Origin of the sequence: Streptomyces sp. NPDC050610, assembly GCF_040654875.1 — a bacterium.
Lineage (GTDB): Bacteria > Actinomycetota > Actinomycetes > Streptomycetales > Streptomycetaceae > Streptomyces.
Window position 1 is genome coordinate 33,306 of sequence record NZ_JBFAIV010000004.1, and the last position, 16,476, is coordinate 49,781.

15 protein-coding genes are annotated in these 16,476 nt (G+C 73.3%); 6 read left to right on the forward strand and 9 right to left on the reverse strand.

Annotated elements, in window-relative coordinates; genetic code table 11:
- Window positions 1-197: 197 nt before the first annotated feature.
- A complete protein-coding gene (locus tag AB0I22_RS06270; RefSeq protein WP_363129483.1) occupies window positions 198-1,007 on the reverse strand; it encodes an ABC transporter permease in 810 nt (269 codons plus the stop codon).
- Window positions 1,004-1,975, reverse strand: a complete 972-nt coding sequence (locus tag AB0I22_RS06275; RefSeq protein ID WP_363129484.1) for an ATP-binding cassette domain-containing protein — start codon at window positions 1,973-1,975, stop codon at window positions 1,004-1,006. Before AB0I22_RS06275 ends, AB0I22_RS06270 begins: the two co-directional genes overlap by 4 nt.
- 64 nt (window positions 1,976-2,039) lie before the next feature.
- Here AB0I22_RS06275 and AB0I22_RS06280 point away from each other — a divergent pair, with 64 nt between their 5' ends.
- Window positions 2,040-2,777 carry a TetR/AcrR family transcriptional regulator C-terminal domain-containing protein gene (locus AB0I22_RS06280; protein WP_363129485.1) on the forward strand — a complete coding sequence of 246 codons (738 nt, stop codon included), beginning with the start codon at window positions 2,040-2,042 and terminating at the stop codon, window positions 2,775-2,777.
- Window positions 2,778-2,813: 36 nt separating this feature from the next.
- Here AB0I22_RS06280 and AB0I22_RS06285 read toward each other — a convergent pair whose 3' ends face one another.
- The 3 genes from AB0I22_RS06285 to hmgA all read right to left on the reverse strand — a co-directional run bounded on the left by AB0I22_RS06285 (window position 2,814) and on the right by hmgA (window position 6,969).
- Window positions 2,814-4,031 carry a type ISP restriction/modification enzyme gene (locus AB0I22_RS06285; protein WP_363129486.1) on the reverse strand — a complete coding sequence of 406 codons (1,218 nt, stop codon included), beginning with the start codon at window positions 4,029-4,031 and terminating at the stop codon, window positions 2,814-2,816.
- An 842-nt stretch (window positions 4,032-4,873) separates the two neighbouring features.
- Complete coding sequence (locus AB0I22_RS06290; RefSeq protein WP_363129487.1) at window positions 4,874-5,623, reverse strand: GntR family transcriptional regulator; 750 nt, start codon at window positions 5,621-5,623, stop codon at window positions 4,874-4,876.
- A gap of 11 nt (window positions 5,624-5,634) precedes the next feature.
- Complete coding sequence (gene hmgA / locus AB0I22_RS06295; RefSeq protein ID WP_363129488.1) at window positions 5,635-6,969, reverse strand: homogentisate 1,2-dioxygenase; 1,335 nt, start codon at window positions 6,967-6,969, stop codon at window positions 5,635-5,637.
- A gap of 220 nt (window positions 6,970-7,189) precedes the next feature.
- Between hmgA and AB0I22_RS06300 the strand changes: the two genes are divergently transcribed.
- Entirely contained in the window at window positions 7,190-7,801 is a 612-nt protein-coding gene (locus AB0I22_RS06300) for a TetR/AcrR family transcriptional regulator (protein ID WP_363129489.1), read from the forward strand.
- A 254-nt stretch (window positions 7,802-8,055) separates the two neighbouring features.
- Window positions 8,056-9,474, forward strand: coding sequence for an aldehyde dehydrogenase family protein (locus AB0I22_RS06305; protein WP_363129490.1), 1,419 nt, complete (start codon window positions 8,056-8,058; stop codon window positions 9,472-9,474).
- 383 nt (window positions 9,475-9,857) lie between these two features.
- Here AB0I22_RS06305 and AB0I22_RS06310 read toward each other — a convergent pair whose 3' ends face one another.
- Both AB0I22_RS06310 and AB0I22_RS06315 read right to left on the reverse strand, forming a co-directional pair.
- Entirely contained in the window at window positions 9,858-10,817 is a 960-nt protein-coding gene (locus AB0I22_RS06310) for an urea transporter (RefSeq protein ID WP_363129491.1), read from the reverse strand.
- 273 nt (window positions 10,818-11,090) lie between these two features.
- Entirely contained in the window at window positions 11,091-11,714 is a 624-nt protein-coding gene (locus tag AB0I22_RS06315; protein ID WP_363129492.1) for a DJ-1/PfpI family protein, read from the reverse strand.
- An 89-nt stretch (window positions 11,715-11,803) separates the two neighbouring features.
- Between AB0I22_RS06315 and AB0I22_RS06320 the strand changes: the two genes are divergently transcribed.
- Together AB0I22_RS06320 and AB0I22_RS06325 are read left to right on the forward strand one after the other, a co-directional pair.
- Window positions 11,804-13,141, forward strand: a complete 1,338-nt coding sequence (locus AB0I22_RS06320; RefSeq protein ID WP_363129493.1) for a PLP-dependent aminotransferase family protein — start codon at window positions 11,804-11,806, stop codon at window positions 13,139-13,141.
- 245 nt (window positions 13,142-13,386) lie between these two features.
- Window positions 13,387-14,010 carry a TetR/AcrR family transcriptional regulator gene (locus tag AB0I22_RS06325; protein ID WP_363129494.1) on the forward strand — a complete coding sequence of 208 codons (624 nt, stop codon included), beginning with the start codon at window positions 13,387-13,389 and terminating at the stop codon, window positions 14,008-14,010.
- 111 nt (window positions 14,011-14,121) lie between these two features.
- Here AB0I22_RS06325 and AB0I22_RS06330 read toward each other — a convergent pair whose 3' ends face one another.
- Window positions 14,122-14,583: a MaoC family dehydratase gene (locus tag AB0I22_RS06330; protein ID WP_363129495.1), complete on the reverse strand. Its 462-nt coding sequence runs from the start codon at window positions 14,581-14,583 to the stop codon at window positions 14,122-14,124.
- A gap of 418 nt (window positions 14,584-15,001) precedes the next feature.
- Here AB0I22_RS06330 and AB0I22_RS06335 point away from each other — a divergent pair, with 418 nt between their 5' ends.
- The gene (locus AB0I22_RS06335; RefSeq protein ID WP_363129496.1) at window positions 15,002-15,418 is read left to right on the forward strand and encodes a DUF4190 domain-containing protein; all 417 of its coding nucleotides are present in this window, start codon (window positions 15,002-15,004) and stop codon (window positions 15,416-15,418) included.
- 380 nt (window positions 15,419-15,798) lie between these two features.
- Here AB0I22_RS06335 and AB0I22_RS06340 read toward each other — a convergent pair whose 3' ends face one another.
- Window positions 15,799-16,410, reverse strand: a complete 612-nt coding sequence (locus AB0I22_RS06340; RefSeq protein WP_363129497.1) for a hypothetical protein — start codon at window positions 16,408-16,410, stop codon at window positions 15,799-15,801.
- Between the last annotated feature and the right edge of the window lie 66 nt (window positions 16,411-16,476).

Genomic DNA, 16,476 nt, shown 5'->3' on the forward strand with positions numbered 1-16,476 from the left:
GAGCGCTTCGGTGTGTCCGCCGGGCCGCCGCCCGTCATACGAGAGACAGCCGCCGTACGAGCGTCGGCCGCGTACGAGCGGCCAGGCCACGTACGAGCGCCAGGCCGCGTACGAGCGGCAGCCGTGTACGAGCGGCACCGGCCCCCCGCTCAGCGCGCCCCCCCGACTCAGTGCCCCCCCGGTCCAGCACCCCCGGCTCAGCGCCCGTCGCGCACGTACCGGCGGATGGTGAGCAGTACGAAGACGGCGAGCAGCAGTGCCGACCACAGCAGCGAGGCCGCGACGGGATGCGCCGCGGGCCAGGAGGGGTGCGCGGCGGCGGCCGAGGCGGCCGTGTTGCCGAAGAGGTCGCGGCAGGCGCCGACGACCGCGCTGATCGGGTTCCACTCGGCCAGGAAGCGCAGCCAGCCGGGCATTCCGGCGGTCGGCACGTAGGTGTTGGAGAGCATCGGCAGGACGAAGGTCAGTGCGGCCAGCTGCCCCGCGGCCTCCTCGTTCTTGACGACCGTCCCCAGATACTGGCCGATCCACGCCGTGGCCAGCCGGAAGAGCAGCAGCAGGCCGATCGCGCCGAGCGCGGGCCCCACCCCGTTCCGGATCCGCCAGCCCATCGCGAGCCCGATGAGGGCGAGCGGTACGAGCCCCACGGCGGCGAGCAGCACCTCCGCGACCGCCTGGCCGACCGGCACGGCCGAGCGGCTCATGGGCAGCGTGCGGAAGCGGTCCATGACGCCGCGCTGCCGGTCCTGCACGGCCTGGAGGGTCCCGGTGAAGATGCCGAGCGTGGAGACGGAGACGAGCAGGCCGGGCACCAGGTACTCGCGGTAGTTGCCGCCGCCGGGCACGTCGATGGCGCTGCCGAAGAGATAGCCGAAGAGCACCAGCATCAGCAGCGGCGCCGTCAGCGTCATGGCCAGCAGGCCGGGGGCGTGCCGCAGCCTGGTTGTCTGCCGGCCGATCATGGCCGACGCGTCGCGGGCGGCCCAGGTCAGGGAGGTGTCGCTCATGCCGCGTCCTCTTTCGCAGTGGTGTCGGTCCCGCCGTCGGCGGTGAGGCGCAGAAAGACCTCGTCGAGGGTGGGCTGCCGTACGGACACGTCGGCCAGGCCGATGCCGGCGGCGTCCAGTTCCCGTACGACGTGGGGCAGGGTGAGGGTCGGGTCGGCGCAGGCGGAGCCGACGGTGCGCCGCTCGGGGTCGACCGCGGGCTGTGCGCCGGTCAGCCGGCCGAGCGCGACGGCCGCCCCGGCGAGTTCGCTCGCGTCGCCGACGACGACCTCGACGTACGAGCCGATGGTCGCCTTCAGCTCCTCGGGGGTGCCGGTGGCGCTGACCCGGCCGTGGTCGATGACGACGATGTCGTCGGCCAGTCGGTCCGCCTCCTCCAGGTACTGCGTGGTGAGCAGCACGGTCGTGCCGCCCGCGGCCAGCTCGCGGACGGCGTCCCAGATGTCGCCGCGGCTGCGCGGGTCGAGACCGGTGGTGGGCTCGTCGAGGAAGAGCACGGGGACGTCGGTGAGCAGGCACGCGGCCAGGTCGAGCCGGCGCCGCTGGCCGCCGGAGTAGGTGCGGGCGGGGCGTCCGGCGAGTTCGGCGAGGCCGAACCGGTCCAGCAGCTCGTCCGCCCGGCGTGTGGCGGCGTGCGGCCGCAGCCGCTGGAGGCGGGCGAACAGTCGCAAGTTCTCACGGCCCGTCAAGTCACCGTCCACCGAGGCGAACTGGCCGGTGAGGGCGATGCTCCGGCGTACGGCCCGCGGGTCGGCGGTGACGTCGTGGCCCGCGACGCGGGCGGTGCCGGAGTCGGGGGCGCGGAGCGTCGAGAGGATGTGGACCGCGGTCGTCTTGCCCGCGCCGTTGGGTCCGAGCAGGCCGCAGACGGTGCCCTCGGGCACGGCCAGATCCAGTCCGCGCAGCGCGTGCACCTCGCCGTAGCGCTTGTGCAACCCCTCACTCAGTACAGCGTACGTAGTTGTCATGCGGCACACCGTACCGCACTACGTACGGCGTACGTAACTAGGATGGGGGCCGAGGTGATGATCCATGGCAGCCAGCGGTCGTACGGCCGGACCCGAGGTGATCTGGGCGCGGCCCGAGCGCGCCGGACGCGGCCCCCGCCCCGCGCACACCCGCGCCGAGATCGCGGCGGCGGCGGTGCGCATCGCCGACGCCGAGGGCATCGACGCCGTCTCCATGCGGCGGGTGGCGGCCGAGATCGGCTGCGGCACGATGTCGCTCTACAACTACGTGCCGCGCAAGGAGGACCTGTACGAGCTGATGGTGGACGCGGCCGCCGCCGAGTACGAGCTGCCCGAGCGGCCCTCCGGCGACTGGCGCGCCGACCTGCTCGCACTCGCCCGGCAGACCCGCGCGATGATGCACCGTCACCCCTGGATGCCGGGGCTGATGTCACCCGTCTACGGCTTCAGCCCGAACGCGCTGCGCTACTTCGAGTACGTCCTGTGGGCGCTGGACGGGCTCGACGTCGACGACGGCGCCAAGATGGAACTGCTCGCCATGATCACCGCTGTCGTCACCTCCTTCGTCGGCAGCGAGCTGACCGCCGCCGAACGCAACCGCACCTCGCCGCACTCGCCCGAGCAGGAGCGCGCGGCGCGTTCGGCCTACCTCGCACGGGAGTTGGCCAGCGGACGGTACCCGCGGATGGCCCGTACGTTCGAGAGCGCGGCGGGCCCGGCCGACCAGGACGCGCTCTTCGAGCGCGCCCTGCGCCGCATCTTCGCCGGGTTCGCGGCGGAGGGCGGGAACCAGGAGGCGTAACGCTTCAGGGGGACCAAGGTATGACCTGGCGCCCGCTCACAGCAGCGCGAACTGCCCCTCCGGGCCCTCCTCGTGGTGATCCAGCACGGACGCCGGCCGCCGGGCCCCCTCCGGCGCGGGCAGCACGCCCGCGCCCCGCAGCCCGGCCGCCCCGACGCACGGCCCCGCGTCGACCCGCTCGCCGAGCCGCGCGCACCGCGGCCGCAGCTCGGCCAGCAGCGCCATCACCGTGACCAGCTCCAGCAGCTCGGACGTCCACTCCCGCCGCCAGCCGGGCCGGCGCACCGCCGCCAGCGTGCCGGGCTCGGCCGGGTCCGTACGGCTCGCGAACCAGCTCTCCAGGACCCGCGCCCCGCCCGCGTGGAACTCCCACGCCGCCGCCGGTACGGGCGCGATCCGGCCCTCGTCCAGCAGCAGCGCCTCCCCGTCCGGGTCGTACGACAGGGCGCCCGGCGGCACGGCGGACGGCGGGGCGGCCCGTACGTACGGCCGCCGCCCGCCCGGCATCCGGGGCCGCTCGCCGTCGCGCGCGCCGCGGGTGTGCAGCCACAGGACGCGGCGGCCCAGCTCCACGCCCTCCGCCCAGACGTCCGGGGCCGCGGTGAGCGGCACCGCGCAGCCGGCGGGGGAGTGGCGGGCCGCGGCGGCGGTCCAGGCGAGGAAGTCGGCCGCGGACACCGGCAGTTCGAGGCGGTGGGAGAGGTGGTCCAGCAGCCCCGGCGCGAGGTTCGGCTCCGCGCCGCCGGGGCGCCGGTACAGCGGATGGACGCGGCCGGGCCGCCCGGCCGGGGCGTACCCGTCGGGCAGCAGCGCCGAGAAGACCAGCGCGGGGCCGGGCGTCCCCGGCAGCCGCGGCTGCGCGACGGCGAAGAGCTGCCGGTCGTCGGCGACCCGCCACAGCTCGGGCCGGGCCACGTCGATGAGCCGGTGGTCCGGCAGCAGCCACTGCTGGTCGAACGGCCCGTGCAGCACCCGCACCGGCTCCGGGCACGGCCCCGGCTCGCGCGCCAGCCGCCCCGTCGACGCGGGCCGGCCGGGCAGCTGGGGCACCGAACTGTGCAGCGTACGGGCCCGGGTCGGCCGGAACAGCGCACTGCGCTCCGCCTCGCTCCCGGCGCCCGCGAGCGCGTCCCAACGCGCTTCGAGCGCCGCCGGATCGGGCCCCAGGACCCAGCCGCGTCCGAGCCGCAGCGGGCCGACGGACCAGGGCATGAGGTCGCTCAGGAGAGGCACGTCGTCGCTCACCGCACGCATGCTACCCAGTGCCTCCGGCGGGGGAGGGGCCCGGTTCGCGGGCCTGGCGCGGGTCCGGCGGGAGGGCGAGGCGCTCTACGGGCCTTCCGGTTCGGGGCGGGGACGCGGTGCTCGGGGCGCCATAGGTGCCGGTCCGGGGCGGGATGCGATGTGTCCCTCCGTCCGGGATCGGATGTCCTTCCGGCCGGGCCGGGGCCGGCCCTTGGAGCGCCGCCTGCGGCCTTCCCGGCGCGGTCCTCAATGTGCGGTCCGTGCCGGTCCGGGGGCGGGACGGGCGGCGAGCCTCGCCGCCCACTCCGGGGCCGCGGTCCTCGGCGCCCCGAGGTCCGGTGGGAGGGCGAGGCGCTCTACGGGCCTTCCGGTTAGGGGCGGGGACGCGTTGCTCGGGGCGCCATAGGTGCCGGTCCGGGGCGGGATGCGATGTGTCCATCCGTCCGGGATCGGATGTCCTTCCGGCCGGACCGGGGCCGGCCCTTGGAGCTCTGCCTGCGACCTTCCCGGCGCGGTCCTCAATGTGCGGTCCGTGCCGGTCCGGGGACGGGAGGCGCGGCGAGCCTCGCCGCCCGCTCCGGGGCCGCGGTCCTCTGCGCCCCGTTCGCGCCGGTGCGGCGCGGCGCGGGGCGTGCGGCGTGCTTTTCGTGCCGCCCCGGCGGGTGTGGCCTGCGGCGGGCCTCATACGCCCGTTCCGGGGCGCGGAGCCCTCTGCGCCCCGTTCGCGCCGCCCCGGGGTAGGCCCTCGGTGCGCCTTCCGCCCTGTGCGGTGTCTGGCCTCTGCCCCGCCGTCCCGCTGCCCCGCAGCGCTCGGCACGCCGTACGCACAACGGCCAGGAGCGGGGGCGCTCTCAGCGCGCCTCCATGGTGACGGTGAACGAGAAGCGGTCGCCCCGGTAGTGGATGAGCACCACGTCCACCACCGCGCCGTCCTCGTCGTAGGTGACGCCCGTGTAGTGCAGGATCGGGCTGAGCAGCGGCACCTCCAGGAGCCGGGCCGTCTCGGGGTCCGCGAGGCGTGCCTCCACCGTGTCGGTGATGCGGCTGATCCGCACCCCGACCGCGTCCCGCAGTACCTTCGTCATCGGCCAGCGGGCGAGGTCCGCGGGGTCGAGGCGGGCGGCGATGTCGGGGCGCAGGTAGTTCTCCGCCCAGTTCGTCGGCTCGCCCGATCCCTCCGCGCAGCGCAGCCGCCGGTAGCGGACCGTCTCCTCGACGCCGGGGAAGTACTCGGCGAGCCCGGTCGGCACCGGGGCCGGGCCGTATCCGAGCAGCGTGGTGCGCTCGCCGGACTGCTGGGCGACGATGGCGTCCACCGAGCCGAGCAGCCGCACCGGCGAGGTGCGCCGGGCGCTCGGCTCGATGAAGGTGCCGCGCCGCCGGTGGCGGCTGATCAGCCCCTCCGCCTCCAGCTCCTTGAGGGCCTGGCGCATGGTCAGGACGCTGACGCCGTAGTGCTCGGCGAGCCGGTCCTCGGTGGGCAGCCGCAGCGGGTCCTGCGGGCTGCGGCCCAGTATCGAGGCCCGCAGCGACTGCGAGACCTGATACCAGAGCGGCAGCTTGCGGTTGAGCGCGAGGGAGTCGGGGGCGAAGGTGGTCACATCGGCTCCGGTCAGCTGCGGAAGTGGCGCTCCAGACCCTGCCACACCGTGTCGTACCCGCTCTGCAGGTGGTCCGCCGCCAGGGCCTGCGCGGTGGCGGTGACCGGCCAGCGCGTCTCGAACATGAAGGCCAGCCCGTCGGACACCTTCTGCGGGGCGAGCTCCGCGGCGCTCGCCGCCTCGAAGGTGTCTCGGTCCGGACCGTGCGCCGACATCATGTTGTGCAGCGAGCCGCCGCCCGGCACGAAGCCGCCCTTCCCGGCGGTCTTCGCGTCGTACGCGCCCTCGATCAGCCCCATGTACTCGCTCATCACGTTGCGGTGGAAGTACGGCGGCCGGAACGTGTCCTCGCCCACCAGCCAGCGCGGCGCGAACACCACGAAGTCGACGCCCGCGAGCCCCGGGGTGTCCGAGGGCGAGGTCAGCACCGTGAAGATCGACGGGTCGGGGTGGTCGTAGCTGATCGACCCCATCACGTTGAAGCGCCGCAGGTCGTAGACGTACGGAACGTGGTTGCCGTGCCAGGCGACGACGTCCAGCGGCGAGTGTCCGTACGTCGCCGACCAGAGGTTGCCGCAGAACTTGTTGACGACCTGGACCGGGCCCTCGACGTCCTCGTACGCGGCGACGGGCGCGAGGAAGTCCCGCGCGTTCGCGAGCCCGTTGGCGCCGATCGGGCCGAGGTCGGGGAGCGTGAACGGCTGCCCGTAGTTCTCGCACACGTACCCGCGGGCGCTCTCCTCCAGCAGCTCCACGCGGAACCGCACCCCGCGCGGGACCAGCGCGACCTGGCCCGGAGCGGCGTGCAGCAGCCCGAACTCCGTGCGCAGCAGCAGCGCGCCGCGCTCCGGGACGATCAGCAGCTCGCCGTCCGCGTCGCTGAACACCCGGTCCTTCATCGAGGCATTGGCGGCGTAGAGGTGGATGGCCATGCCGGTGCGCTGTGTCGCGTCGCCGTTGCCGCCGAGCGTCCACAGCCCGGCCAGGAAGTCGGTGCCCGCGGCCGGTTCGGGCAGCGGGTCCCAGCGCAGCCGGTTGGGGTCCGCCTCCACTTCGGTGAAGGGGGCGCCGCGCAGCGCGCCGTTGTCGATCCGCGAGAACGGCGGGTGCGCCGCCGACGGCCGGACGCGGTACAGCCACGACCGGCGGTTGCTGCGCCGGGGCTCCGTGAACGCGGTGCCGCTGAGCTGCTCCGCGTACAGTCCGAGGGGCGCGCGCTGGGGGGAGTTGCGGCCGTGCGGCAGCGCACCGGGAACGGCTTCGCTGCTGTGCTCGTTACCGAACCCGGGCGAGTACGCCAGCCCTTCGGCCGTCTTCCTGGCCCGCTCGTTGTCCGTACCGCTCATCGTGTGCTCCCGACGCTCAACGATTCCTGTGCAAGACCATAGGAATGCGGGCCGGGCGCGTCAATGACATTGAGCGGCCCATCGGGGCGCGCGGCGGCCGGGGCGGCGGCGGCCGGGCACCGGCGGCCCGTACGCGGTTCCGGCCCGTACGCGGTTCGGGTCCGGCTCTGGTTCCGTTTCCGGTTCCGCTTCCGCACGCGGGTGGCGGCAGGATGGGCGCGTGTCCACCTCACCACTCCGCCGCACCCCGATACAGCGGCGCAGCGCCGAGCGGCTCGGCCGCATCCTCGACGCCTGCGCCGAACTCCTCGACGAGAGCGGCTACGACGAGCTCAGTACCCGCGCGGTCGCCGCCCGCGCCGAGGTCCCCATCGGTTCCGTCTACCGCTTCTTCCCCAACAAGCGCGCCATGGCCGAGGCGCTCGCCCACCGCAACCTCGACGTGTACGCGGCGCGCATCGCCGACCGCTTCGCCGAGCCCGGCCGCGAGGGCGGGTGGCGGCACGCCATGGATGTCGTCGTCGACGAGTACCTCGCCATGAAGCGCGGCGCCCCCGGCTTCGCCCTCGTCGAGTTCGGCATGCCGGTCCCCGCCACGGCCGTCCCCGACCAGCCCAACCACCTGGTCGCCGACCGGCTGCGCGCCCTGCTCGCCGACCGGCTGGACCTCGACCCGGACGACGGCCGGCTGCGCGTCGCCTTCCTCGTCGCCGTCGAGAGCGCGGACGCCCTGCTGCGCCTCGCCTTCCGCCTCGACCCGGCCGGGGACCCGGCGATCGTGGCGGAGACCAAGGAACTGCTGCGCGCGTACCTGGCCCGCACCCTCGACTGAACTCCGCTTGGACCGGCCTCTACCGGCCCCGCGCGTCCGCCGGTTCGGCGCGGTCGAGGAGGGCGGCCGGGCCCGCGGCGCCGAGTTCATGGGGCAGCGCGGCGCGGCGGCCCCGGGGCCGGACCGCGCCGCTCCCCGGCGCGGCGGCGCGTGGCACCCTCGTCGTGGGCGTACGCCCCGCGCACCGGTTCCGACGGTCCGCGGGGCGCGCCGCCCGGCCCGCGCACCCGCAGACTCCACGGGAGGTCGACGCAATGAAGGCACACGACGGCATGTACATCGACGGGGCCTGGCGTCCGGCGGCGGGGGAGGACACCATCGCCGTCGTCAACCCGGCCGACGAGCAGGAGATCGGGGCCGTACCGGCCGGCACCGCGGCGGACGTGGACACGGCCGTACGAGCCGCCCGCGCCGCCCTCCCCGGCTGGGCCGCCACCGCCCCGGCCGAGCGCGGCGAGCGACTGGCCGCGCTCCGCGACCGGCTGGTCGCCCGCGCCGACGAGATCGCCGGGACGATCACCGCCGAACTCGGCTCGACGCTCGCGTTCAGCAAGGCGGTACAGGTCGGCGTGCCGGTCGCGGTCACCGGCTCGTACGCCGAACTCGCCGCCAATTACGCCTTCGAGGAGAGGGTCGGCAACTCGACGGTCCTGCTCGAACCGGTCGGCGTGGTCGGCGCGATCACCCCCTGGAACTACCCGCTGCACCAGATCACCAACAAGGTCGCCCCCGCGCTGGCCGCCGGCTGCACCATCGTCGTCAAACCCGCCGAGGACACCCCGCTCACCGCCCAGCTCTTCGCCGAGTGCGCGGCCGAGGCCGGCCTGCCGGCCGGGGTCTTCAACCTCGTCACCGGCCTCGGCACGGTCGCCGGCCAGGCGCTCGCCGAGCACCCGGGCGTGGACCTGGTCTCCTTCACCGGCTCCACCGCCGTCGGCAGGAAGATCGGCGCCATCGCCGGAGCCGCCGTCAAGCGCGTTGCGCTCGAACTCGGCGGCAAGTCCGCCAACGTCATCCTGCCCGGCGCCGACCTGCCGAAGGCCGTGGCCGTCAACGTCGCCGACGTCGTACGCAACTCCGGGCAGTCCTGCAACGCCCTCACCCGCATGCTCGTCCACCGCGACCAGTACGAGGAGGCCGTCGCGCTCGCGGCCGAGGCGGCGCGTACGTACGTACCCGGCGACCCGCGCGACGGGGAGAGCCGGCTGGGCCCGCTCGTCAACGCCAAGCAGCGGGACCGGGTCCGCGGCTACATCGCCAAGGGCGTCGAGGAGGGCGCCCGCCTGGTCACGGGCGGCGCCGAGGCCCCCGAGGGACAGAAGAGCGGCTACTACGTCAGCCCCACGGTCTTCGCGGACGTCACCCCGGACATGACCATCGCCCAGGAGGAGATCTTCGGCCCGGTCGTATCGATCCTCAAGTACGAGGACGAGGACGACGCCGTCCGCATCGCCAACGGCACCGACTACGGCCTAGCGAGCGCCGTCTGGGCCGCCGACGAGGCCACCGCCACCGCCTTCGCCCGCCGCCTGGACGCCGGCCAAGTCGACATCAACGGCGGCCGCTTCAACATCCTCGCGCCTTTCGGCGGCTACAAGCGCTCGGGCGTAGGGCGTGAACTGGGCGCCCACGGCCTGACCGAATACCTCCAGACCAAGTCACTCCAGTTCTGACCGACCCCGACCACCAGCCGAACAGATCGCTCTCAACCGCCGGACGGCCTGAATCCCCCAGTCCGCACTGCGGCCGGTCCGGCGCTTGAGGACGCTTGAACCTGTATCACTCAGCCCGTCCGCCTGCTGGGCGTGCGGGGGCACGTCATCCAGCCCGTCCGGCGTTTGAGGACAAAGCGCCCTGCCGCGCCCGGCAGCCCGGCCCGCACCACCCAGCCCGTCCGGCGCTTGAGGACAGCCTGTACGCCCATTGGGCGTGCGGGGGCACGGCATCCAGCCCGTCCGGCGTTTGAGAACAAAGCGCCCTGCCGCGCCCGGCAGTCCAGCCCGCACCACCCAGCCCGTCCGGCGCTTGAGGACCAGGGCCCGGGGCAGCGCCCCGGTCACGTCCTCCGCAGGCGCGAAAACGATGGCACGGCGGCCACGAACACCAGCGACGTCAACACGAACGGCCACGTGAACGTATGCCCGCCCGACGGCGCGAAGAACGACGTCACGGCAGTCGTCAGAGCCGTGGCCGCCGCCCCCGCGACCACGGCGTAGCCGACGCTCCAGCGGTCGGCCACGATGAAGACGCCGCACACCGCCATCGCCGTGAGCACGGCGTTGTACCCCATCAGCCCCTGCGCGATCCCATCCGCCGGCGAGCCCAGCGCCCAGGCGGTGCCGATGCCCACCACGCTGCCGAAACAGGCCACCAAACCCGCGGAGCGACTGGCGGCGAAGATGCCCAGCAGGAACAGCAGCCCCACGTACCACTGCGGCATGAAGAAGATCTGACCGATGTCGGCGAAGAAGGCATGCCACAGCTCGGTCCAGGTGAGCGACGTCGTCCCGGTCGCCGGGTGGGTGAGCGCGGTGGTGCCCGCGGCCCCCTCCCAGACCCGGTGGAAGCCCGGCGCGGCCATCGTCGTAGCGCTCGCCACGAGGCAGAACGGGAGGGTGAAGGTCGGCAGGTTCCAGGAGGCGAGCACGTTGGTCAGCGCCCCGGTGACGACCGTCACGACGACGGCGCCGCCGATGGCCAGGAGTACGGACGAGATCCGGTCGGCGCCCAGGAAGACGGCGCAACCGGTCGAGACCAGGCAGGCGTTGAACCCTTCTAGCCCCGCTTCCACCCGCCCCCGGTCCACGCCCAGCAGCCGGGCGGTGGCGGTGCCGACGGCGGTTCCCAGCAGTCCGTAGAGCCCGTACTCCCAGCCGGCGGCGAAGAGCGCGGCGGCGAAGAAGAGGCCGGTGACGGCGCTCGGCATGAAGGTGACCTGGCCCTGGCCCTTGAGGACTTCGGTAAGGAACCGGTACGGGGGAGTCGGCACCCGGCCTGCTTCGGCTGTTTGCTGCACGTTCTCTCTCCGGCGTTACGAGGAGTGGTCCGCCGTGGGATCGCGGCGCGCGACTCCTTTCATACCGGACGATCATGACGGTCCCGCGACCGCCCCCGGAAAGTGCGTGTATGGGGCAGTGAATCGGTCGACCGGTCGGCACGCTCGAACGGACCGGACCGGAGGATCGACGGAACCGCGTGGAAGACGGAGGTCGCGAAGATCGCGTCTTCCTGGCCGGCCGTCGCTCGCGACTGGCTGGTCGGACCCGTGGCCGGTCGGACGAGTGGTCGGTCAGACGAGCGCCGGTGCGGGAGCGGGCAGGTAGGGGGCGATGTTGCGCCAGGCGCGCTCGACGTACTCCTCCTTCTCGCCGACCGGGGCGACATAGCGCAGCGCGCCTTCGGCGGCGCCGTTGCCTTCAAGGCGGGCGATGATCCAGGCGGCGAGATAGTGCGAGGCCAGGCAGCCGCCTGCGGTGGCGATGTTGTCCTGGGCGTAGAAGGGCTGGTCGAGCACCTCGACGCCGGCGGCGACGACCCACGGCTTGGAGGTCAGGTCGGTGCAGGCGGGGATGGAGCCGAGCAGGCCGAGCCTGGCCAGTACGAGCGCGCCGGAGCACTGCGCCGCGATGAGCTGGCGCGAGGGGTCCAGGCCCCGCAGGACGTTCATGATCGCCGGGTCTTCGGTGACCTCGCGGGTGGCGATGCCGCTGCCGACGATGACGGCGTCAGCGGCGCACGCCTCCTCAAGCGTGGACATCTGCTCGATGACCACCCCGTTCATCGACGTCACCTTGGGGCTGGGGGCCGCGATGGTGACGCGCCAGTCGTCGGTCCTGACGCGGTTGAGCACACCGAGCGCGATCAGGGAGTCGAGCTCGTTGTAGCCCTCGAAGGTGAGGATGGCTATGTGCACGACGGCTGTCCTTTCCGGAGGAATGGGACTCGACGGTAAGGACCCACGAGCAGGACAGTCAAAGAATTGTCATGGATACAATCCGGCGCATGGCAGCCCCGCGATACAAAAACCTGGTCGACGCGCTCGCATCCGACATCCGGACCGGGCGCCTCGCCCCGGGGACGCGGCTGCCGACCCACCGCGCCCTCGCCGTCCGCGAGGGCATCGCCGTGGTGACCGCGACCCGGGTTTACGCCGAGCTGGAAGCGATGGGCCTGGTGAGCCGGGAGCAGGGCCGCGGCACGTTCGTGCGCGACATCGCGGTCCCCGCCGGCCACGGCATCGATCAGCAGGCCGTCGCCGCGGACGCGGTCGACCTCAACTTCAATTACCCGTCGCTGCCCGGCCAGGCCGATCTCCTGCGGCAGGCCCTGCGTGAGGTGGCCACCTCCGGTGACCTCGACTCGCTGCTGCGCTACCAGCCGCATCGAGGGCGTCCACAGGACAGAGCCTCCATCGCACGACACCTCGGACGCCGGGGAGTCACCGCCGACGCGGATCAGATCCTCATCGCCAACGGCGCCCAGCACGGCCTGGCCATCACCATCATGGCCACGCTGGGCGTCGGCGACGTCGTCGCGGTCGACGCGCTCACCTACCCGGGTTTCAAGGTGCTCGCGCACGCCCTCCATCTCGACCTGGAACCCATCCCCACCACCGTCGATGGACCGGATCTCGACGCCCTGGAGACACTGTGCGCGACCCGCCCGGTGCGCGCGATCTACACCATGCCCACCCTGCACAACCCTCTGGGCTGGGTCATGCAGGCAACCGACCGCACCCGCCTGATCAGGATCGCGCGACAGTACGGTCCGCTCATCATCGAGGACGCCTCGTACGCCTACCTGGTCGAGGACCCGCCACCGCCGCTGGCCGCGACCGCGCCGGACATCACCGTCTACGTCTCGGGACTGTCCAAGAACATCGCCACCGGCCTGCGGGTCGGCTTCGTCCTCGCCCCGCCACCCGTGGTGCCCTCGCTCGAACGCGCCATCCGGGCGACCACCTGGAACACCCCCGCCCTCACCACCGCCATCGCCTGCCGCTGGCTCGACGACGGCACGGTCGACCACTTGGAAGCGCGGAAACGGGACGACGCCAAGGCCCGCCAGGCACTAGCGAGGCAAGAGCTGGCGGGCCTCCCGCTCATCGGCCACCCCTCGTCCTACTTCACCTGGCTGCCGCTGCCCGACGACGCACGCGCCGACCGCCTGACCGCGACCCTCGCGCGCCGACACATCTCGGTCACCACGGCGGAGCCGTTCACCACCTCGACGCACACACCACAGGCGATCCGCCTGGCCCTGGGCTCGACCGATCTGGACAGTCTCCGGGCGACGCTGCGCACAGTGCGCCGAGCCGCCGTCGAGGACGCCTACGCCTGAACCCGGAGGGCCTGGCCGAACGTACGGAGGCCGGCGGAGGCCGTACGGAGGCCGGCGGAGGCCGTACGGAGGCCGGCGGAGGCCGGCGCCCTTGGGGAGGTACTGCCGGAGCGACCGGTGGGTGTCGGGACCTCGGGCGCGGTGCCGGTCGCCCGTCGGACACCTAAGCGCTTGCTCAGCTTCGAGGTATGGTGTCCGTCCGGCCGGTGGAGGGTCCCCGGCCGGACGGGGAAGCGGGGCGAGCGATGAACGCGGCGGCGCAGTGGGGCGAGGAGTGGGCCGATATCACGCCCGACGCGGCCCGGCGGCTGGTGACCGCCGCCGTCGAGGCGTTCGCCGAACGCGGCTACCACGCGACGACCACCCGTGACATCGCCGGCCGCGCCGGCATGAGCCCGGCCGCGCTCTACATCCACTACAAGACCAAGGAACAGCTGCTCTACCGGATCAGCAGCGTCGGCCACCGGCTCGCCCTCGACATCCTCACCGCCGCGCGGGACGGCGACGGCACGCCCGTAGAGCGGCTCACCGAGGCCGTACGGGCCTTCGTCCGCTGGCACGCCGAGCACCACACCACCGCCCGCGTCGTGCAGTACGAGCTGGGCGCACTGGCCGAGGACCACTACGCCGAGATCGTCGCCATGCGCCGGGGCAGCGACGGCGCGGTCCGCTCGATCATCGAGGACGGCGTGCGGACGGGCGACTTCGACGTGCCGGACATCCCCGGCACGGCGCTCGCGGTGCTCTCGCTCTGCATCGACGTCGCCCGCTGGTTCAACGCCGACGGCCGACGCACCCCGGACGAGGTCGGCGCGCTCTACGCGGGCCTCGCGCTGCGGATGGTCGGCGCGGTCGCGGCCGACCGGTGAGCCCGGCCCGATCCGGGCGAGTGGTTACGGAGGGGGGAGCCCCCAGAGTCGACGGCCCTGGAGGCCCAAGCGGCCCCGGAGGCCCCAGAAGACCCAGAGGACCTAGAGGACCTAGAGGTAGAAGCGGCTGACGGTCTCCGCGACGCAGGCCGGCTTCTCGCCGCCCTCGCGCTCGACCGTCACCGTCGTGGTCAGCTGCACGCCGCCGGGCACCTCGGTCACCTCCGCGACGCGCGCGGAGGCGCGCAGCCGGGAGCCGACCGGTACGGGGGAGGGGAAACGCACCTTGTTGGTGCCGTAGTTGACACCCATCTTGATGTTCTCGACGCGCATCACCTGCGGTACGAGCGCGGGCAGCAGCGCCAGCGTCAGATAGCCGTGCGCGATGGTGGCGCCGAACGGGCCGGCGGCGGCCCGCTCCGGATCCACGTGAATCCACTGGTGGTCGCCCGTCGCCTCCGCGAACAGGTCGATCCGCTTCTGGTCGATCTCCAGCCAGTCGCTGGTGCCCAGCTCCTCGCCGACGGCGGCACGCAGTTCGTCGAGCGAGGTGAAGATCCGGGGCTCTGCCATGTCGTGGCCTCCCAAGCAGTCATGAGCAGTCATGAGGAGTCGTGCGGACTGTGATGTCGCTGATGCGGTGCGGCGCTGTCGCGTCGCTGAGGTACCTATGATGTCTAAGCGCTTGCTCAGCATGGTTCGCGGGCGCTCCCCTGTCAACGCGTGAATTCCCCGGAACGGCAACCGGCTTTGCCGCACTTTCGCCGGGCGCGGCCGTACCCCGCCCGTATGGACTCGCATCAATATCCCGACGGCGGGCACCCGACGACAGAACGCGCGGAACCGCCTGGCCGGGCCGCCGTCGCCGCCGGGCGCAGGGCTACTGGGCGTTGCCCCGGGTCCGCCGTGGCGGAGGAGGCGCGACACCCGGCCCGGAAGTCCGTTTCGTTCCGAAGCCTTGAAGACAGAGAGAAGACGGAGAGAAGAAGACATGGCTGACGAGCCAGGCAAGCCCAGCAGCACAACGGGGCAGCAGGGCGCGCCCGCGGACCCCTGGGGAGCGCCGAGCCAAGGGCAGCCGGGGGCACGGCCGTACGGCGACTCCGGCGCACTGCCGCATTACGCGCCCGGGCCCGGCCACGAAGCCGGATACGGCTGGCAGGCCCCGCCGCCCAGCGGCCAGGCGACGGCGTCCATGGTGCTCGGCATCCTCGGACTGCTGATCCTGCCCGTGATCCTGCCGGTCATCGCGCTGTGCCTCGGGATCTCCGCGCGGCGCAAGGCGGACCGGGGCGAGGCGGGCGGTCGCGGGCAGGCGGTCGCCGGGATCGTGCTCGGCATCGTCGGCTGCGCGTTCGCGGCGCTCGGGATCATCGTCATCGTGGTCTCGGCGATCGGCAGCGCCTGATCGCGCCGGCGTCCTGACGAGTTCAGGGCCTCACGCCCTGCCGTCTCGGCGGCGCCCGCAACTCGGTACGGGCGTGAGGCCCCCGCCGGGCCCACCGCCCCGCGCCTGTCGCTCCGAACGCGCTCCGAACGCGCTCCGGGTGCACTCCGGCGCGTACTCCCTGGGGCGCGCTCCGAGCGCAGCAGACGCACTCCGCACCCATCGGATCGGACGAAGGAGCCCCACCCCGCCGCGCCCGGCGGCCGGGGCGGGGCTCCCCGACCGGGAGCCCCGCCGCCCGAGCCTCCCGGCGGGCGAAGAATCGGTTCCAGCCCTCGCGTCACCCGTCGCCCGTCACCCGCCCGGACTCCGGCCGACGGGGCACGGGGGGCCGGCCCCGGTCAGACCCCCGCGTAACGCCTCTCGAACTGCGGCCGCCTGGCCATGGACAGCGCCTCCGGCGAGAGGACCGGCAGCGGCACCACCACGCCGCACCCCGTGCAGACGGGGCCCGACAGCGGGTAGCGCTCCAAGTCGTCGTGCCATTCGAGGGGCCCCTGCGAGCAGACCGGGCAGCCGTCGCCCGGACCCGACTCCATGGCCGCGATCATGCGCCGCAGCACCTCGGCCAGGCGCGCGGTCGGATGGTGCAGGGGGGTCGCGCACGGCACTATGTCGCATCCGCCCCATGTGCGGCGGTGCCACTCGTCGATGGCGCTCGGCTGCCGGATGCCGTCGTGCTTCTCGCGCCGCCGACGCGCGGCGAACTCGGCCTCGTAGGCGAGCCAGACCGCCCGGGCCTCTTCCAGCTCCTCCAGCGCGACGATCAGCCGGGCCGGGTCGGGGCCTCGGTCGTCGGGGGCCAGCCCGGCACGGGAGCACAGGTGGTGCCAGGTGGCCCGGTGTCCGTAGGGGGCGAATCGTTCGAGGCATTTACGCAGTGACGTCCGTCGCAGCGCCGTGCTGTTGCGTGGATTGCGCACTTCTCGTGCGAGCGCTCTGAAGCCGGCCAATGCATCCCACCTCCGACAAGCGGACTCGGACCGTTGTGGAATGGACGTATACCGAGGCCGATCCGT